Source organism: Agrobacterium tumefaciens (genome assembly GCA_025559845.1).
GTDB lineage: Bacteria > Pseudomonadota > Alphaproteobacteria > Rhizobiales > Rhizobiaceae > Agrobacterium.
This window is the reverse complement of record CP048471.1, coordinates 157,647-176,527: the sequence shown is the minus strand read 5'-3', so window position 1 is coordinate 176,527 and position 18,881 is coordinate 157,647. Positions and strand designations below refer to the sequence as shown.

Below are 18,881 nucleotides of genomic sequence, written 5' to 3'. Positions count from 1 at the left end.
GTTCACTCCTTCAATAGGCAGCTTTTTTGACTGATGGGGGAGCGGCGCGTGATTAAGCAGCCTGCTTCTGCTCGGCCTGGGCTTCGATAATGCCCAGAACGTCGCTTTCCTTCATGATCAATAGATCCTCGCCGTTGATCTTGATTTCGGTGCCTGACCATTTGCCAAACAGGATGCGGTCGCCAGCCTTGACGTCCAGCGCCTGGATCTGGCCTGCCTCGTTGCGCGCACCAGGCCCGACGGCGACAACTTCACCTTCCTGGGGCTTTTCCTTGGCAGTGTCAGGGATGATGATACCGCCTTTGGTCTTTTCTTCGGATTCGACCCGGCGGACGAGAATGCGATCATGAAGCGGTCGGAACGACATGTTTTCCTCCGTTGAGCAAAAATGATGACGTTGAAGACCCAGGCCGGACCGGATGACCAGTCCGGGCGGGTGCGAACCTCATTTGAGCGTCCGCGGGCAAAATTTATTTTCGAGATTTTTCGATTTCAAGAGGGCGCATGCGAAAAATTAGCACTCGGGTACGGTTGATGCTAACATGTTGTAAAGGAACAGGAAATAACATTTTCGTTTGAAAACATGTTGATGGCGGCAAAGTTTCTCATCACCATTATCGTGTCACGAAACGGAGATGAAGCATGCAATTCTCATCGGATCTGGAACGGCAATTGAGCGGCTACGGCTTGACCACCGCGCATATCCTTTACCGCATCCCGGACTTTGAGTCCGTTCTCCAGACCTACGTCTGGCAGGACTACGATCTGGCTCCTGATTTCCCGAGATGCACAGGTTCCTTAACTTTTGGAAGGCGACTCTCGATGGCCCTCTGTACTCTGTCCACTACAGCCATCAGCGCCTGCCTGATCGGGCCCAACGAATGCGGCGTGTCGATGGTGAGTTCAAGCTGCACTAGGCTTGAATCGGACATTTTCACTTCCTAGCTCACCCGGCGATCGGGGCTTGATGAGTCCGGTCGCTTTCCCACGTCTGTATGGAGTGAGACCAAATGGAAGAAAACATCAAGATCATCAAGGACGCTAGCATCACCGAGAGGGAAGAGATCATCGTCGATTTCGCGCAATGGCTTGAGACCGCCTCGCAGGAGGCCCTTGTCTACGGTGAAGGGCGTTTTGCATTGATGTCTGCGAATATGGCGGAAGCCATCCGATTAAACGCCGATGAACTGGCACGCGATACTCCCGAAACCACCGAGCGGGTATTGCAACAAGCTTGCGCGATGATCTCGCAGTTCAAGGCGGCTTATCCGCATCGTATTCTCAGTCGATCGGTACATTGACAGCCGGACAGTGCGAATTCGATAAATTTTTTCCGCAGCAGATCTTGAATCGGAAAATCGCCAAAACCAAATCGTTTGCCGCCAGCCGCTTAAGACAGGGTTGGCATTGCCGGGAGCGCCGCTGTTGGCACTCCCGTACCCATGTTGCTTCAAGGAGGATATGGCTATGGCAACATCTTACGACTACGCACCTCTCTACCGCTCGAGCGTTGGTTTCGACCGGGTATTCAATCTTCTGGAGAACGCCCAGCGCACCCGGACGTCCAACGACTGGCCGCCCTATGACATCTTCAAAACAGGCGAAGATACCTACCGGATCTCCATCGCGGTAGCGGGCTTTGCTCAGGATGAGCTCGACATCACCTTCCAGTCCAATTTGCTGACCGTCACGGGCAAGAAGCAGGAATCTCCGACGGAGGGCTACCTGCATCGCGGCATCGCCGGTCGTCCGTTTGAACACCGTTTTGAACTTGCTGATCATGTCCGCGTGAATGGGGCGGATCTCAGCAACGGTCTCCTTACGATCGAGCTCGTCCGCGAAATCCCAGAGGCTTTAAAACCGCGGAAGATTTCGATTCAGAGCACGCCTGCAACGACGTCGGGTGCTCCCGCACAGATCGAAGCCCAAAGGGCGGCTTGATCTCTAAGTTTGTCCACTAAGTCCAAGGGCGCCATTGCGATGGCGCCCGTCAACATGACGGGTTGGAAGGAGAAAAAGATGAAACCCGATCTGTTCAGTAAACCAGTTACCATTCTTGTCGGCTTGGGGTTCCCGACGGAAGTTCGTACCTTGATGGATGCTTATCGACACCTGGCCGAGTGGCCGGTGTCACTCAGAGACACCGCCCATTCCGTCGCCGTTAAAGCCTGTCAGGCAGCCCTTCGTGGCGAGATAGAGGCAGAAACTGCGCGTGGTCTGTTCACAGCGTTTGCGGAAAAGCATGAACTTCTTGCCCCTGAAACATCCGCGGTTTTGGCTTCTCGCCGGTATCGCGATAGAGATCCACACGTGGGGTGATGCAGCTAAAGAGGTTCACTTCGGACGAAGATAGTTCCACCAACTTAAGGTGGCCTGCTTTCCGAGAGGTCCCATTGGGTAGAGGAAGGACTACCCAGTGCCGGACCTTCGGGGGAGTTCGTCGATCGTAACCTGATCTGCATAGCGTTTGCGGCTTTGAACATGGCAGGAATGAACACGTGAATAAGAAAATTGTCGAGACGATCGCTCGATTGTCAATGCGCTCGAATGGCTTGTCCTTTACAACCATCTGCCGGCTTGTACGTCCGTCCGTGTGTGCTTTCTCTGGTGTAAGCCTCGGGATGGAAAATAACGATGGATCAACGCGCGGCCGGCATGCTGTCGGATCTGCGGACTCCCAGTCGCGACTTTTCTCGCTGTTGGCGACAAGCTTCTGAAGGCCGACGGCCCAGAAGTGGCTCCAGAACTGCGTAGACATCGAATATTGCATTTTTTTGATGCGGTAAGTCGCGATTCGCTTATGGCCACGCACCAAAGATTTTTCCCGCGCTTAACATCTGAACCGGTGCCCCATGAAGTCAACGGCTGCTTTTCCACCCCACAATACATAATTCCTTCAATCGCATCGACACCGTATTCATCCAGGAGTACCCACAATGGGCCAGAATCCTGCGGATGAACTGACCTCGAAAAGGAACTGGCCAGTAATTAAGGGCGAGGTTTTTCATGCCTTCCTCGATTGGTCATGCAGACAACTAACGGAGTGGGTTGCAACCGGTTGCCCGACGTGCACTCTGATGCTCTGATGCTTTGACGGCTTCAATGGCGCAGGAAGAGTTGTTTTTGGACGTAATGTCCTGTTCCTTACGATTTCCTCGCTAAAAACAGTACACCCCATGCGGGGTAGTCACCTAGCCTCCACACGATGCTATGCTCAGTCTCTTGAGGCCGCCGTCTTTCCGCAGGCTGAGCGTTCACTCCCCTACAACCATTCCCTCGCGTCTTGGATCGGCGCTGCCGGCCAAACCCTGGGCGGTTATCTCAATGGCATGCAAACCGGAATTCATTTCACCCGGTTTTGCCTCGTAACCCAAAGCCTTGAGCGATCCCACCAGATCTTCTGCGCTGGTGCCGGCCTCGACATCGTATGTGCCGAACCGGTTGATGAGATGTGGCTGGGCGACGATCGCCTCAACGGGCATGCCCCAGTCAATGTAGGCGATCAGCGCCTGTGCCACATAGCCGATGATCTGGCTGCCGCCTGGTGAACCAATGGCGAGCAGTGGTCTTCCATCCTTCATCACGATCGTCGGAGCCATAGAGGAGCGCGGTCGTTTGCCTGGCTCGACACGATTGGCGACCGGCAGACCACCGTCATGGGTCTTGAAGGAAAAGTCCGTCAGCTCGTTATTGAGCAGGAAGCCGTTCGTCATCAGACGCGAGCCGAACCCGTTTTCGATCGTTGTCGTCATTGAGACCACGTTGCCGTCCTTGTCGACGATGACAAAATGGCTTGTGGAAGGCAACTCGAGCGCGGTATCGCGGCCGAAAACTAGCGCGTGGTCCCATTCCGGCTCGCCGGCCTTGACGGCATTGTTGGCCAAAGCCTTATCGCCGTCGAGCAGCTTTGCCCTCTCGCCCAGATAGGTCTTGTCCAGCAGGCCCTTGATCGGCAGCGGCATGAAATCGGTGTCAGCGACGTAACGCTCGCGGTCGGCGAAGGCGAGGCGCTGTGCATCACCGATAATGCGCCAGCTTTCGCCATTTTTCGGCCCCAGGCTCTTTAAATCGAAGTTCTCCGCCATGCCGAGTATCTGGCCGACGGTGATGGCGCCCGAAGAGGGCGGCCCCATGCCGCACACATCAAGAGCACGATAGTTGAAGCAAACCGGTTCGCGCTCGATCACGCGATAGTTGGACAGATCGGTCAGCGACAGCACACCGGGATTGTCGGCTGCCTCACGCACGGTGTTGACGACCGCCTCGGCAATTCTCCCTTTATAAAAAGCATCGGCGCCGCCGTTGGCGAGCACCGCAAGCGTTTCGGCATAGACAGGGTTCTTCAACAGGGCACCGGTCTGCAGGGCGGCCCCGGAGGTGTCGAAGAAATATGACCGGGCCTCTTTATATTTCTTCAACCGGTCGCCCTCGGACGCGATCAGAGAGGCAAGGCGCGGTGACACCTTAAAACCCTCGGTAGCCAGCGTTTCCGCCGGCTTCAGGAGGCTTGCCCAGTCCGCCTTTCCATAGCGTTTGTGGGCTTCCTCCAGAAGCCGCACTGTTCCCGGTGTGCCAACGGAACGGCCGCCGACCACTGCGTCCATGAATTTAAGCGGTTGGCCGTTGTCATCCAGGAAGAGCTTTGGCGTGGCTTCCATCGGCGCCGTCTCGCGGCCATCAAACGTTGTCAGCTTGCCGCTTTTTGTGTCGTAGTAGACCAGGAATGCCCCACCTCCGAGGCCGGAACTCTGCGGTTCAACGAGGCCGAGCATGGCCTGCACCGCCACCATTGCATCGATGGCGTTGCCACCCGCTGCGATCACGTTGCGCCCCGCTTCGGCCGCCAGCGGATTGGCCGCCGCCACCATGAAGCTCTTTGACTCGATACGTTTGGCAGTCGCAATATCCGTCGCTTTCTCGGGCGCCACCGTGTCGGACGCCTGCTGCGCGGAGGCGATTGCGGTGGAAAGCATCAAGGCGAGAACAGCCTCACTGAGAAATCGCATTTTCATTAGCCTTATCCTCTAGAGAGGGATAACAGTTCATGTAAGCCAGCACGCGGTTTGAACCCGTGTCGACTTCGGCAGGTATGGTTTACGAACTCCTCCTTCGTTCCAGCAAAGGCTTGGCCGTCACAAGCATTTCGGCCCCGTCCGCTGGTTCGCCGTCAATGCTGTGGAGCGTCGGTATGGAGCGCTGCTCATTTTCGGCACTATGATCGCTGTTTCGCCGCATGTCCATTATGGCGGATGCTCGGCATATCGTTAGAAACCGAGCCTCCGTTAAAAGCAGTGTCGCCGGTTCGATTCTGTTAAAGACCTTAAAGGATATCAATTCCGGTGTATAGGACGAGTCAAAAACGAACTCGTCAGGCCCTGCGCGCCGCTAATACCTAGGTCGGAGCCTTTGTATCACTGGCGCAGTGGCTTGATCATGGACTGCATGTCAGGAAATGGACGGGCGGTGAGGAGGCTGCTGCCAACTGCGTGTCCTCAAGATTTTTGCTGCTTTGACGGGAATATTAGGTAGATATTAATCATCTTTTTTAATGCTTTGACAATCATCACACCCTCTCTTCTCGGGGTCGCCATGCCAAAGCGTCAAGCCTTTCGCCAACTTCTGCCGTCCTATCAACGCCTGCTTTTGTCCACCGCACCGCTCGTTCTGGCCTTCGCGGCGGTACCGGTTTCGGTGACGGCGGCTGACTGGACGGGCGGTGCGGGCAATAACGATTGGTTTGATGCCGGCAACTGGAGTTCCAACGCCGTTCCGGATTTTTCGGCCGATGTTGTTATCGCGCCGGGCACCGTGAGCCTTTCAGGCGCCGCTACCGCTAACTCTGTCTCCGTGGAAGCTACCAGCACATTGACAGTGGCAGGTGGGGCTTCAACTCTGAGCGCTGCCGAAACACGGGTAGTCGACGGGACGCTCAATGTCACCGGCGGGGCCAGTGTCACCAATTCCAGCGGCGTGGTGGATGGCGTCGCCCTTGTCTCGGGCACAGATGGTTTTGGCAACGCATCAACCTGGACCAGCAATGATTATTTCGGGGTTGGCGACAGCGGCGATGGCGACTTGCAAGTTCTTTTCGGCGGCAAACTCATCGTTAATGCCGATACCTATATCGGTGGCACCAACGAGGGCAAAGTCTTGGTGTCCGGCGACGGCTCATCCTGGGAAAATGCAGGCCGCATCACCGTCAGCAACGGCATCCTGAGAATTGAAGATCGCGGACAAGTGTCCAGCGGACTTGCCACTATCGGAGACACCGACACAAGTTCCGCTACTGTTTCCGGCACCTCCTCTAGCTGGAGCATTTCCGACCAGCTCACTGTTGGCAGTTATGCCAGTGGCACCTTGAGAATTGAAGATGGTGCGACGGTATCCAGCCAGCAGGGATATGTTGGTGCCGGTGCTGCGGGTTTCGGAAGCGTAACCGTTACTGGTGCCGGATCCAGCTGGTCCATCGGCGACTATAATCTCAATCTAGGCAACTACGGCCTGGGCGACATCACCATTGAAGATGGCGCAAGCGTTTATGTGCGGGATGGTGTCTGGCTTGGCATTTCCTCGTCGACCGCAGTCGGCGCCCTGGATATAAACGGCACAGTTGGCGCGCGCGGCGTGCTGGAGACCAATTTTGTTCGCGGCGGCATGGGCACCGCCAATGTCACCTTGGATGGCGGTATCATCAGGGCAACCAGAAACAACAGTGCTTTTTTCACCGGTTTTGGCAGCCAGCAGGTGCTGTTGGACGCCAATGGCGCTTTCTTTGACACCAACGGTTACAACATCGGCGTTGCTCCTGAACTCACCGGTACTGGTGCCTTGACCAAACAGGGTTCGGGCACTTTGACCCTGACCGGTACGAACAGTTACACCGGCGGTACGATAATTGCGGACGGTACGCTGCGGCTGGGCAACAATGGCACGACAGGGAGCATTTTGGGGGACGTTGCCAATGATGGTATTTTAGCCTTTAACCGCTCTGATTCGGTGACATTCGGTGGCACGATAAGTGGTTCCGGCGGCGTGCAGCAGGTCGGCTCCGGCCAGACAATTCTCACCGCCAACAATTCAGCATTGCATGGCGTATCAGGCGTTTATGATGGCATATTGTCGGTCAACAACACGCTCGGCGGCACCATGGAGGTGCATGGCGGCCGTCTTCAGGGTATCGGGCAGGTGGGCACCACAACCAACTTTGCCGGCGGTACCATTGCACCGGGCAACTCCATCGGCACATTGACGGTTGCGGGGGACTATATCGGAAACAGCGGCGCGTTGGAAATTGAAACCGTGCTGGGCGACGATACGTCTTCTACCGACCAGTTGATTATCACGGGGAACACATCTGGCACCACCAATGTGCGTGTCATCAATGTTGGTGGCACCGGTGATCAGACAGTAGAAGGCATCAAGATCATCGACGTCGGCGGCAGCTCCGCCGGCACGTTCTCTTTACTCGGCAGTTATGTTTTTGAAGGTGATCAGGCCGTGGTCGCCGGTGCTTATGCCTACCGGCTGTATCAGGGCGGTGTCAGCACCCCAGCAGACGGTGACTGGTATCTGCGCTCGACCCTGTTGTCGTCAGGCACGCCGCTTTATCAAGCCGGTGCACCGGTTTACGAGGCCTATTCCTCCGTGCTGCAGCGCTTCAATTCGCTGGATACACTGCAACAGCGTGTCGGAAGCCGTGTCTGGAGCGTCAGCGGCGACAAAAGCGCCAATACCGGGCAGGGTTCTGATGGTGGTGGTTACGGCGTTTGGGGCCGCATAGTCGGCCAACATGATCGCCTGTCACCGCATTCCTCCACTACAGGTGCAGACTACACCGTTGATACCTGGCAGCTACAGGCCGGGACCGACATTGAACTCATGTCATCAACGGGTGGCAATCTGGTTGGCGGCTTGTCCGTGCGTTACGGCACCATCAATGGTGACATCACCTCGGCATACGGCAATGGCACCATCAGCAGCAATGGTTACGGCCTTGGCAGCACGTTGACCTGGTATGGCAATGGCGGCTTTTATGTCGATGGTCATCTTAACCTCACCTGGTTTGACAATGACCTCAACTCCACCACCGCAGCCACCCGGCTTGCCTCGGGGATTAATGGTTTTGGTTATGCGCTGGGTGTCGAGGCAGGCCAGCAGATTGCCGTCGGTCCCGGCTGGAGCCTGACCCCGCAGGCGCAGCTCAGCTTTTCCGGCCTGAGCTACCGCGACTTTACCGATGCCTTTGGTTCAGCCGTATCTCTGGGCAGGGACAATGATTTGACGCTACGTCTAGGCCTGTCATCGGATTATGAAAACAGCTGGACGGATGAGGCCGGTGTGCGGAGCCGCCTGCAGGCATATGGCATTGCCAATCTTTATTATGACCTGTCGCCTGATGCGAGAACGGACGTCGCCGGCGTGTCATTCCGTAACTCGCAGGAACGTCTCTGGGGCGGGCTTGGCCTTGGCGGCACCTATGCCTGGGATAACGAAAGATATGCCGTGCACGGGCAGGCGGGCATCAACACCAGTCTGGCTGATCTCTCCGGCAATACCAGCTTCAATGGCACGATTGGGTTCACGGTGAAGTTTTAAAGGACGATCGGAGCCATGTGAGATCACCTTCTATAGACGTCAGGGAAGAAAAGGCGTCACCGCGGATGCCTCGCTATAGAAGCCGCGAAGCGGGTTGTTAGCCGAGATCAACCAAGCCTTGCCCATGGTGCGCCAGGTTTACCCGATATTTACAAGAGCCGTGTTATCGCAACTTTGAAGAGTGCGATATAGGTGCGTAGGGCGGGCACCATGGGCGGTCAGATATGAGTTATCAAGACGTCATAGGCCTGTTGAATACGGGCATGTCTGCACTGTTTTGCATATCGATGTTCGTGCTCTGGCACCACCACAGGCATCTTACCTATATTGCTATCTTCGCTCTTTCATATTCGGTGAGAGCACTGTGTTTCGTCATATTCTATTTTGCCTTTTCGCTCGGGGATCCACTACTACGGTTGCTGGCCAACGTATTCTTGATGTCCTCCATGGTATTACTGTCTATTGGACTGTCCATCAGGCGCGCACAACGACCAAGATATCTCGCTGTCTTGAGTATCGCCGCACTTGCATTGAGCGCTCTCTATTATCATCAGTTTGTGGAGCAAAGCCTGCTTATGCGAGTCATTTTCCTGAACGGTGGGCTCGCGGCGGTTGGTCTTGTGATGCTGTTTGATGTAGCAAAGGCTCGAGATCGCACTCCGGTCGAGCAGGTACTTTTCGGTCTGATTATAATTTCGTGCGGAGGCTTTCTTCTCCGCCCTCTTTTCTTGCTTGCTTCGGGTAACGTAGAGGGAGGGTTCGAAGGAGCTTATTGGCTCGTTGTCTCTATATCGGACGCACTTATTTGCGCAATGACAGCCGTAGGTATATTCGCGGTGATTGCAAGTGACGTGTTGGACAGCATCAAGTCGGATGCCCAGATCGATGCCTTGTCGGGATTACTTAATCGTCGCGGCTTCGAGCCGCGTGCACTCAACGCTATCGCGCGGCAGTCCGCGGATGCACGGGTGTCTGTGATCGTGAGCGACCTCGATTACTTCAAGTCAATCAATGACCGCTTTGGACACAGCGGTGGAGACCGCGTCATTCGAGCTTTCTCCGAAATTCTCAAGGGTAACGCTCCCAACGATGCGATCGTCGGCCGCTTGGGCGGTGAGGAGTTCGCGATCTTGCTCGCACCGGGCCAGGCCGCTACAGCTTCGGCTCTTGCTGAGGTCGTCCGGCTCGCCTTCAAAGAAATATCGCCCGGTATCCTTTCAAACGAATTCACTCCAACGGCAAGCTTTGGGGTTGCGGTAGCGCACAAAGGGGAGGACTTAGCTGCCTTGATGGATCGTGCTGATCGCGCACTTTACCAAGCAAAAAGCGATGGGCGCGATTGCATTAGGCAGGCGGAGTCGAGTGGCCTTTACTAAAGGCGCCGAAAGCATTCTATGACCGGAAATCGTCCGATCTGCGCTAAGTCAGCAAGTAGCTGAACTAATGTGTCAGACATTCCTATCCCTTCAAGAGCTTTGCTATGAACTCATAACCGATTGAACGTCGCGGGCTCGCAGACAGAGCTGTTACGAAGCCGTCCCGACCTCCACTACGCGTAAATTGTTGGTACTGCCTCGTGTTGCAAACGGGAAGCCGCTAACAATAACGATCTGGTCCCCCGACTTTGTAAGACCTGTTTCCCTTGCTGCGCGTTTTGCGTTGTCGATGGACTGTTTGTAATTTGCAACTGTTGTGGCTCTAACCGCGACAACTCCCCAAAAAAGTGCGAGTTGGCGAGTGGCTTGTTCGGAAGGAGTTAGCGCAAGTATGGGCAATGGTGGACGCGCCCGGGAGATCCGCGATGCCGTTGCTCCGCTCAGGGTAAAGGCAACAATCAAGGGAGACCGAAGTGAAATCGCCACTCCGGCCGCTGCCTGCGCAACCGCATGCGGAGGTGTCTGCGTCAGCTCAGGCTCGGTCGCCTCGACGATGGGCCGGTAAAGCCTGTGCTTCTCAGTTTTTTCGATGATCCGGCTCATGATCTCGACGGTTTCGACAGGGTAGGAGCCTGTCGCCGATTCGGCGGAAAGCATCACTGCATCTGCGCCGTCGTAGATCGCGCCCGCAACATCCGAAGCTTCGGCGCGGGTTGGCGTCGGCGAATACACCATTGAATCCAGCATCTGCGTTGCGACGATAACCGGCTTTGCCGCCATGCGGCAGGCACGGATAAGCTCTTTCTGGCGTCCGGGCACCTCCTCAGGCGGAATTTCCACGCCGAGGTCGCCACGCGCAACCATGATCCCGTCGGAAAGCCGGATGATGTCATCGATTTCGTCAAGCGCGGACGGCTTTTCGATCTTGGCAATCAATCCTGCGCGCTCACTTACGAGGGAGCGAGCTTCGATCATGTCTCGGGCCTTTTGCACGAAGGATAGTGCTACCCAGTCTACGCCAAGCTCTAGACCGAACTCCAGGTCACGGCGATCTTTTGGCGTGAGCGGCGAGATATCCAGAACCGCTCCGGGTATGTTGACGCCTTTGCGGTTCGAGATCGGCCCGGCAACGATAACATCAGCATCAATATATTCATCGCTCACACCTGTGGTGCGCACGCGAACCCGACCGTCATCGATAAGAAGATCATCCCCGGGCTTGACGGCCGCGAAGATTTCGCGATGTGGGAGCGGAATGTCGAGTAAACCTTTTCCGGGCTCGGTACCGCAAAGAAAACGGACAGCCGCTCCCTTTGGGAGAGCAAGTTTCCCTTCGCTCAGAACGCCGATGCGAATTTTGGGGCCCTGCAAGTCCTGAAGGATACCGATGGAGGTTCCCAGCTCCTTCTCCAACGCCCTGATACGGCGGAAGGAGGCGGCGTGATCCTCGTGGGTGCCATGGCTGAAATTGAGCCGAAAAGTATCGACGCCCGCGAGAAACATTTCGCGCAGTTTTTCGGCCGAGTTTGAGGATGGCCCGACCGTAGCGACGATCTTGGCCCGACGATTGCTGCGAATGAACATGGATTTAACCGATCAAAATTGCACGTATATCGTTGACGTTTGTAAGCGTCGGGCCGGTTACGACCAGATCGCCTGCGGCCTTGAAGGCGGTGTAGCTATCGTGTGCGGAAAGGGCGGCGCGTGGTGCAATACCAGCCGCCTGCATACGCGACAATGTTTCCGGCGTAACGATGGCGCCAGCAGCGTCCTCCACACCGTCGATGCCGTCTGTGTCACCTGCGATGGCCCAGATATTTTTTGATCCGTCCAAGCCAATAGCCATACTCAAAAGGAACTCGGTATTTCTACCGCCGCGACCGGTCGATCCCTTGGGCAATGAAACAGACGTCTCTCCGCCAGAGAGAATGACCGCAGGACCGGAGATGGGAAGCCCTTTCACTTTGGCTGATTTTGCGATGCCTGCAAAGAGGGTACCGACTTCACGCGCTTCGCCCTCTAGCGCGTCGCCGAGAACGAGCGTCTGCAAACCGTTGGCTTTCGCAACGTCTGCCGCAGCCTCCAGCGCGATAGATGGTGATGCGATCAGCCGCACTTCGGCATTCATGGGACGGGATGCATCGAGCGAACAGCCCTGTGCAAGCACGTCCTGTGCCGCAACAGGAAGTTTCAGCCCGTAACGAGCAACGATTTCCCTGGCGTCCTCGATCGTGGTGTCGTTGGTAACGGTTGGTCCCGATGCGATCTCCGAAGGGTCATCACCCGGTACGTCAGATATGACCAGCGTGATCACTTTTGCGGGATATGCTGCCTGCGCCAGCCTTCCGCCTTTGATATTGGAAAGCTGTTTGCGAACCGTGTTCATTTCCGAAATGGTTGCGCCGCTTGCAAGCAATGCCTGATTGACAGCTCGTTTATCGGCAAGCGTCATGTTGCCAGCGGGCGAAACCAGAAGAGAGGAGCCACCGCCCGAAATGAGGGCGATGACCAGATCATCTGCACTGAGGTTTTCGACAGATCCGAGAATGCGCCTTGCGGCTTCGACACTCATCTCATCGGGGACAGGATGAGCTGCCTCGATGATTTCTATCCGGCCGGCGGGAACCGCGTGGGCATAACGGGTGACGACAAGTCCCGTGAGCTCTACATCACCCCAGGCTGTGTCGAGCGCAGCTGCCATTGCTGCCGATGCCTTGCCTGCGCCGACGACGATACAGCGGCCTTTAGGAGGTTCAGGGAGATGTGTCGCGACCACTTTGGCCGGATCGGCACTCTCTACGGCTGCGTCGAAAATTCGACGCAGCACCTTGCGGGCGGACACATCATCCCAGGTCATTCGGCAGCGACCAGAATATTCGAGCCTGCGATCGCTTCGCAGACTGCGTCCGTTACCTGTTTCGTGTTAGCGGTACCTCCGACATCAGGAGTGAGAATGCCCGCCTCAGTCACCCGTTCCACAGCTGCCATCAGGCGCGCTGCGGCTTCCTGCTCGCCGAGATGTTCGAGCATCTGCGCTGCGGTCCAGAATGTCGCGATTGGGTTGGCGATCCCCTTGCCGGTGATGTCGAAGGCCGAACCGTGGATCGGTTCGAACATCGACGGGAAACGACGCTCCGGATCGATATTGCCCGTCGGTGCGACACCAAGCGAACCGGCCAGCGCACCGGCGAGGTCGGACAGGATGTCGGCATGCAGGTTGGTAGCGACAATGGTGTCGAGCGTTTCGGGCTTCAGCGTCATGCGCACGGTCATGGCGTCCACCAGCATCTTGTCCCAGGTGACATCTGGATATTCCTTGGAGACTTCGGCGGCAATCTCATCCCACATCACCATGCCATGGCGCTGTGCGTTGGACTTGGTGACGACAGTGAGCAGCTTGCGTGGGCGGGACTGGGCCAGCTTGAAGGCATATCGCATGATGCGGGTAACGCCGACGCGGGTAAAGATGGCGACTTCCGTTCCGACTTCTTCCGGCAGACCCTTGTGGGCACGTCCGCCATGACCGGAATATTCGCCTTCCGAGTTTTCACGCACGATCACCCAATCCAGGTCGCCAGGGCCGCAATTTCGCAGGGGCGGGGTGATGCCCGGCAGGATCTTGGTGGGGCGCACGTTGGCATACTGGTCGAAGCCCTGGCAGATGGGCAAGCGCAGCCCCCAGAGGGTGATGTGGTCTGGAACGTCGGGGGCGCCGACGGCACCGAAATAGATCGCATCGAACGTCTTGAGCTGCTCGAGGCCATCGGCCGGCATCATGACGCCGTGCTTCTTGTAGTAGTCCGAACCCCAGTCGAAGGTCTCGGAGTGGATCTTGAAGTTGCCGCTGCGCTTCTCGAGCGCTTCCAGAACCTGAAGTCCTGCCGCAATCACTTCCGGACCAATACCATCGGCGGGGATGGCGGCAATCTTGTATTCACGCATGTTATTCTCCAATCTGAATTTTGTTCTGGGTGGACGCTGGGGAGGGTGCTTGTTTCGTAGCGCCACGAGCAAGGATCAATGTGACGCCAGCGGAAACGACGAGGAGCGCCGACACGAAGTAGAGACCGCCAGCAAAACTTCCGGTCGTGTCCTTGATCCATCCGATCATAGAGGGGCCAACGAAGCCTCCGAGATTGCCGATCGAATTGATGGTGGCAATGCCTGCAGCAGCAGCCGGGCCTGACAGGAACAGGGTTGGCATGCTCCAAAGAGGAGGCTTTGATGCGCTGATACCGATATTGACCAGTGTAAGCGCAACGAGGACGGCGAAGACTGTGGTTGCGCCGCTGGCGAAGGCAAGGCCAGCTGATGCCAGCAGGCAGGCGCCGACAACGTGCCAGGTACGTTCATTCCTCTTGTCAGAATGGCGTGCCCAGAGGATCATAGCCACAACTGCAAACACCGCCGGTATGGAGTTGATCAAGCCCGTGTGCAGCGACGAGAGCCCGAAGCTTTTGATGATCTGTGGGGACCAGATGCCGAGGGTGTAGAGGCCTGCGGAGGTGCCGAAGTATACGAGCGCCAGTGCCAGCACGCGGAAATCAGCAAGACCGGCCCAAATGCTATGGCTTGCCTTCGGCTTGCCCGCACGTTCCTGCTCCATGGTCTGGACGAGCCAGTTACGCTCCTCATCGGTGAGCCACTTGGCCTTTTCTGGGCGGTCCGTCAGATAAAAGAGGACCACGACACCAAAAATGACGGCGGGAACAGCTTCGATGATAAACATCCACTGCCAGCCAGCCAGTCCCCAAATTCCATGCATTTCGAGCAGCGCGCCGGAAATTGGGGAGCCGATAGCTGTCGCAAGAGGTGCAGCAGCCATGAACATCGCCGTTACTGCGGCTCTTCGACGGGCAGGGAACCAGTAGCTAAGATAAAGAATGATACCGGGGAAAAATCCGGCTTCCGCCACACCGAGTAGGAAGCGCAGCGTGTAGAAGCTTGTCGTGCCCTGAACGAGAGCCATGGCACCCGAGATGATACCCCAAGTAATCATGACGCGGGCAATCCAGATGCGAGCGCCCACCTTGTCGAGAATAAGGTTCGAGGGAACTTCGAAAAGAAAGTATCCCAGAAAGAAGATACCGGCGCCCATCCCGAAGACAGTCGATGAGAACCCAAGATCCTGGTTCATTGTCAAGGCAGCGAAGCCGATGTTCACTCGGTCGATGAAGGCAATCAGATAGAGAACCATGATGAATGGCACGATGCGCCACGTAATTTTGCGCAGGACGCGCGTTTCCAACTCGCTGGACATAGCAAGCTCCTCCCGATGTTCGATGAGACGCATCCTCCTGCGCCATCCACAAACCGTATGCCGCCGCTTGAGAAAATCCTACGTTCAAGTAATTATATAATTAAATGATATTATGAGGCGTCCATGGAACTCGAACAATTAAGATGTTTTGTCGCGGTTGCTGAGGAACTGCATTTCGGCAAGGCTGCTCAAAAGACGGGTATTTTGCCTGCTTCCCTCGGAAGGCACGTGCGCCTGCTCGAGGAATCGCTGGGGACGCGACTTCTTTCCCGCACGACAAGAAGCGTCGAGCTGACGGAAGACGGGGTAATCCTGTTGAAAGAGGTTCTGCCTATTATCAGCCGGCTAGAGGCTGTGGCGGATCGCTTTCGAACCTCACGCCAATCTCCCGCTCACGTCCTGCGTATTGGTGCGATCGACACCGCGGCCGCAGGTCTTGTTCCTCAACTTTTGCACGATTTCCGTCTTCGATCACCTGAGACGATGACGCAACTGGTCGAGGATAAGTCAATCCGGTTGATACCGAAACTTCTTGCTGGCCGACTCGACCTGATTTTGATCAGGCCGCGCGAAAAGCTCAGTCGCAACCTCTCTATAAAAAGGTTGTTTTCGGAAACTGTCGTCGTTGCCGTGCCAGCTGATAGCATGATTGCGCAACAGGAGGAGATTTCTATAAGCGATCTTGCCGACGAACCGCTTATCGTTCCGGAAAGGCGTGCACGGCCACACAGCCACGATCTGACATTCGGCCTGTTCGCAGAGGCGGGCCTTCGCCCCCGGATCGCCCAAGTTGCCGATGAAAAGCAAACGATCATCAATCTTGTGGCCGCAGGTATCGGTTCGGCGCTGGTGCCCCGGTGGACGTCAAAACTCGTGCTGGACGGCGTCAAATATATCACCTTGCGCGTCACAGAAAAAGGAAAGTCTGACCGCCTACCACTCGCCGTTGCGTGGGTTAAGGCGGTTCGGGATCCGCGCCGCGACCAGATGCTGGAGGTGCTGAACGGTAATCTTGAGCGCTACGCCTCCAATGCCTGAACTTGTTCAAGCTGTACATCGAACCAGCCAATTTGAGTTTTGCTGCGGCCGGCCCGCCGATTAGCCGAAACAGAATGTTGCGGCACACTTGATCGCCTGTCCCTGTTTTCGACAGGTTGGGCGATATCTCTGAATCGGTTGATCCTCATTCGTAAGCGAAACAAGTCGCTCTTTCGTATCCGCTCAATAGCGGGGGATAGGTTACTCAGTCTGCAAACTCGTCTTCCACAGAACGAGAACCCGGATCGTTTCGCAGAGGCACTTGGCGAGGCTCGAAGAGTTTTGGAAATTGGCCGATCCGCATTTGATGCAAAGAATCCAGTCTTCGTCCAAAGACTTTATTCCAACGCTTGCCAAGCGGCAGACAGCGCTTGAATTCTAATCCCAGAGAAACCATTTCATCGCCGATTTATCTGCGATGGAGGTATAAGTGACAAGAGTTAAAGGGCGGCAGCCCGAGCAACACGTGTTTGAAGCCGATGTCAGCCGGCTCTTGCACATGATGGTGCATTCGGTTTACTCGGACAAAGATGTGTTCCTCCGGGAATTGATCTCGAACGCGGCGGATGCGTGCGAAAAGCTGCGGTATGAGTCGATTTCCAAGCCGCAGCTCTCGTCGGATGGAGGCCAGCTCGCGATTCTCGTGACGCTCAATGAGGAGGTGCCCGCGCTCGTCATAGAGGACAACGGCATCGGCATGAACCGCGAAGAGATGATCGACGCGCTTGGCACGATCGCGCGCTCCGGGACAAAGGCTTTCATGGAGCGGCTTGAGGCTGCCAAGGCTGGAGAGAAGGCCGAATTGATCGGCCAGTTCGGCGTTGGCTTTTACTCCTCGTTCATGGTCGCCGAAAGGGTCGATGTGATTTCCCGCCGTGCTGGTGAGGACGAAGCTTGGCAATGGTCGTCCGACGGCAAGGGAAGTTATGAAATCGTCCCGGTCGATCTTGGCGCGGCGCCAGCAAGGGGCACGCGTGTGGTGCTCCATCTCATGGACGATGCGAAGAAATATGCCAGCAAATGGACAGTCGAGAAGATTATTCGCGATCAATCCGGCCACGTACCCGTTTCTATCCGCCTCGTTGAAAAAGAGGGCGCTGAACCGTCACAGATCTCCGATGGTGCAGCGCTCTGGATCAAGCCAAAGAACGAGATATCCAAGCAAGACTACGATGATTTCTATCGTAGTGTCTCGGGCCAGTACGACGAGCCGCTAGCTAACGTGCATTTCCGTGCTGAGGGCCGCCACGAATATACGACGCTGGCCTTCATCCCGGGCTCTCAACCATTCGATCTGTTGGACCCAGACAGACAGGGTCGCATGAAGCTTTACGTGAAGCGCGTCTTCATAACTGACGAAGCCGACTTGCTGCCGCGTTACCTGCGGTTCGTCCGGGGCATCGTCGACACCTCGGATCTCCCGCTTAACATCTCCCGAGAGATGATCCAGGAAAGTCCCGTGCTAACCGCTATCAAAAAGGGCGTAACGAGCCGGATCCTTTCCACCCTGGAGAAGATGGCTGAAGGCGAAGGCGAGACGTTTTCCAAGGTCTGGGATCTGTTCGGCGCCATCCTCAAGGAAGGTATCTACGAGGACTTCGAGCGGCGCGCGCAATTGCTGAAGCTGGCGCGCTTCCGGAGTACCGTATCCGATGGGGCAACTCGAAGCCTGGCCGACTATCTTGCCGCAATGAAGGAAGGGCAGTCGGCGATATATTACATTAGCGGCTCTAATCTCGACCAACTGAGGTCGTCGCCGCAACTCGAAGGTTTTCGAGCCAAAGGGATAGAGGTACTTCTGCTGACCGATGGCGTAGATAATTTCTGGCCAACTAACTCCCCAGATTTCGAGGGCAAGCCGTTCAAATCCGTTACCCAGGGCCTTGCCGATCTGAACGCAGTGACCGGCGATGGCGGCACCGATGAGCGTGACCGGCAAGCTTCTCCTGAAGTCGAGGCGTTCATCGATTTCGCGCGAAGCGCTCTTGGTGAGGAGGTCGCTGACGTACGTATTTCCGATCGGTTGACCGAAAGCGCGGTCTGCCTCGTCGCGTCGGAACATGGCCCCGATCGCCAGCTCGAAAAGCTCCTTCAAGGAGCGGGGCGTTTACAGACCGCATTGAGGCCAATCCTAGAGATCAACGCGCAGAACGAGCTTGTTAAAGCCATCGCATCGCTTGACGATCTGGCCTTTCGCGAGGATGCGGTGTGGCTGTTGCTCGATGAAGCGCGCATTCTCGACGGGGATAGACCAGCTAACCCACGTGCTTTTGCCCAACGACAGGCAAGGCTGTTTGCGCTGGCCATCGGGCACAGCAAGTAAAAGGTCTTGGCGAGGCGGTCTTCGGTTGCCTCGCCATAATGCCTTAGAACAGCGGTTGATGAACGCGATCGCTGAATGTTTCGCATTCTCTGGGAATGGGCAGCGGTTCTCAGATCATGATCCCAGGTTATTGCCAGCCGCTAGGTGACCAGCCCACTAAGCTTCTGTTATTTTGGAATCTTTGAATTTTAGATTGGTTTGTTCTTTACGGGTCGAAGGTTCGGCCCCCATCAAGAGCTTAAAAGAGCAGTGGTGGATACGGCGGCATGAACTTTATCTGGAAAATGTC

13 protein-coding genes and 1 pseudogene are annotated in these 18,881 nt (G+C 56.1%); 8 read left to right on the top strand and 6 right to left on the bottom strand.

Features of this window, described 5'->3' with window-relative positions; genetic code table 11:
• Nucleotides 1–52: 52 nt before the first annotated feature.
• Entirely contained in the window at nucleotides 53–367 is a 315-nt protein-coding gene (locus tag FY156_28195; protein UXS05435.1) for a co-chaperone GroES, read from the bottom strand.
• A 275-nt stretch (nucleotides 368–642) separates the two neighbouring features.
• Between FY156_28195 and FY156_28190 the strand changes: the two are divergent.
• The 4 genes and pseudogenes from FY156_28190 to FY156_28175 all read left to right on the top strand — a co-directional run bounded on the left by FY156_28190 (nucleotide 643) and on the right by FY156_28175 (nucleotide 2,319).
• A pseudogene (locus tag FY156_28190) lies at nucleotides 643–917 on the top strand (aspartate-semialdehyde dehydrogenase).
• Nucleotides 918–1,010: 93 nt separating this feature from the next.
• The gene (locus FY156_28185; protein ID UXS05434.1) at nucleotides 1,011–1,301 is read left to right on the top strand and encodes a hypothetical protein; all 291 of its coding nucleotides are present in this window, start codon (nucleotides 1,011–1,013) and stop codon (nucleotides 1,299–1,301) included.
• A gap of 166 nt (nucleotides 1,302–1,467) precedes the next feature.
• Nucleotides 1,468–1,941: an Hsp20 family protein gene (locus tag FY156_28180; protein UXS05433.1), complete on the top strand. Its 474-nt coding sequence runs from the start codon at nucleotides 1,468–1,470 to the stop codon at nucleotides 1,939–1,941.
• Nucleotides 1,942–2,019: 78 nt separating this feature from the next.
• Complete coding sequence (locus tag FY156_28175; protein UXS05432.1) at nucleotides 2,020–2,319, top strand: DUF982 domain-containing protein; 300 nt, start codon at nucleotides 2,020–2,022, stop codon at nucleotides 2,317–2,319.
• 935 nt (nucleotides 2,320–3,254) lie between these two features.
• Here the strand turns inward: FY156_28175 and ggt are convergent.
• Nucleotides 3,255–5,012 (bottom strand): gamma-glutamyltransferase, encoded by a 1,758-nt coding sequence (gene ggt / locus FY156_28170; protein ID UXS05431.1) that lies wholly within the window; start codon nucleotides 5,010–5,012, stop codon nucleotides 3,255–3,257.
• 577 nt (nucleotides 5,013–5,589) lie between these two features.
• Here ggt and FY156_28165 point away from each other — a divergent pair.
• Together FY156_28165 and FY156_28160 are read left to right on the top strand one after the other, a co-directional pair.
• Entirely contained in the window at nucleotides 5,590–8,595 is a 3,006-nt protein-coding gene (locus tag FY156_28165; GenBank protein ID UXS05430.1) for an autotransporter outer membrane beta-barrel domain-containing protein, read from the top strand.
• A gap of 224 nt (nucleotides 8,596–8,819) precedes the next feature.
• Entirely contained in the window at nucleotides 8,820–9,971 is a 1,152-nt protein-coding gene (locus tag FY156_28160; GenBank protein ID UXS05429.1) for a GGDEF domain-containing protein, read from the top strand.
• 150 nt (nucleotides 9,972–10,121) lie between these two features.
• On the opposite strand, the gene pyk is transcribed toward FY156_28160, so the two are convergent.
• From pyk to FY156_28140, 4 genes are read right to left on the bottom strand one after another with little or no spacing between them, the layout of a single operon-like run.
• Nucleotides 10,122–11,549: a pyruvate kinase gene (gene pyk, locus FY156_28155; GenBank protein UXS05613.1), complete on the bottom strand. Its 1,428-nt coding sequence runs from the start codon at nucleotides 11,547–11,549 to the stop codon at nucleotides 10,122–10,124.
• Between the two features lie 10 nt (nucleotides 11,550–11,559).
• Entirely contained in the window at nucleotides 11,560–12,828 is a 1,269-nt protein-coding gene (locus FY156_28150; GenBank protein UXS05428.1) for a glycerate kinase, read from the bottom strand.
• Nucleotides 12,825–13,913: a tartrate dehydrogenase gene (locus FY156_28145; GenBank protein ID UXS05427.1), complete on the bottom strand. Its 1,089-nt coding sequence runs from the start codon at nucleotides 13,911–13,913 to the stop codon at nucleotides 12,825–12,827. The genes FY156_28150 and FY156_28145 overlap by 4 nt, the downstream gene beginning before the upstream one ends.
• Before the next feature lies 1 nt (nucleotide 13,914).
• Nucleotides 13,915–15,231, bottom strand: a complete 1,317-nt coding sequence (locus FY156_28140) for an MFS transporter (GenBank protein UXS05426.1) — start codon at nucleotides 15,229–15,231, stop codon at nucleotides 13,915–13,917.
• Between the two features lie 123 nt (nucleotides 15,232–15,354).
• Here FY156_28140 and FY156_28135 point away from each other — a divergent pair, with 123 nt between their 5' ends.
• Complete coding sequence (locus FY156_28135) at nucleotides 15,355–16,269, top strand: LysR family transcriptional regulator (protein UXS05425.1); 915 nt, start codon at nucleotides 15,355–15,357, stop codon at nucleotides 16,267–16,269.
• A gap of 430 nt (nucleotides 16,270–16,699) precedes the next feature.
• Nucleotides 16,700–18,592 (top strand): molecular chaperone HtpG, encoded by a 1,893-nt coding sequence (gene htpG, locus FY156_28130; protein ID UXS05424.1) that lies wholly within the window; start codon nucleotides 16,700–16,702, stop codon nucleotides 18,590–18,592.
• Nucleotides 18,593–18,881 lie beyond the last annotated feature (289 nt).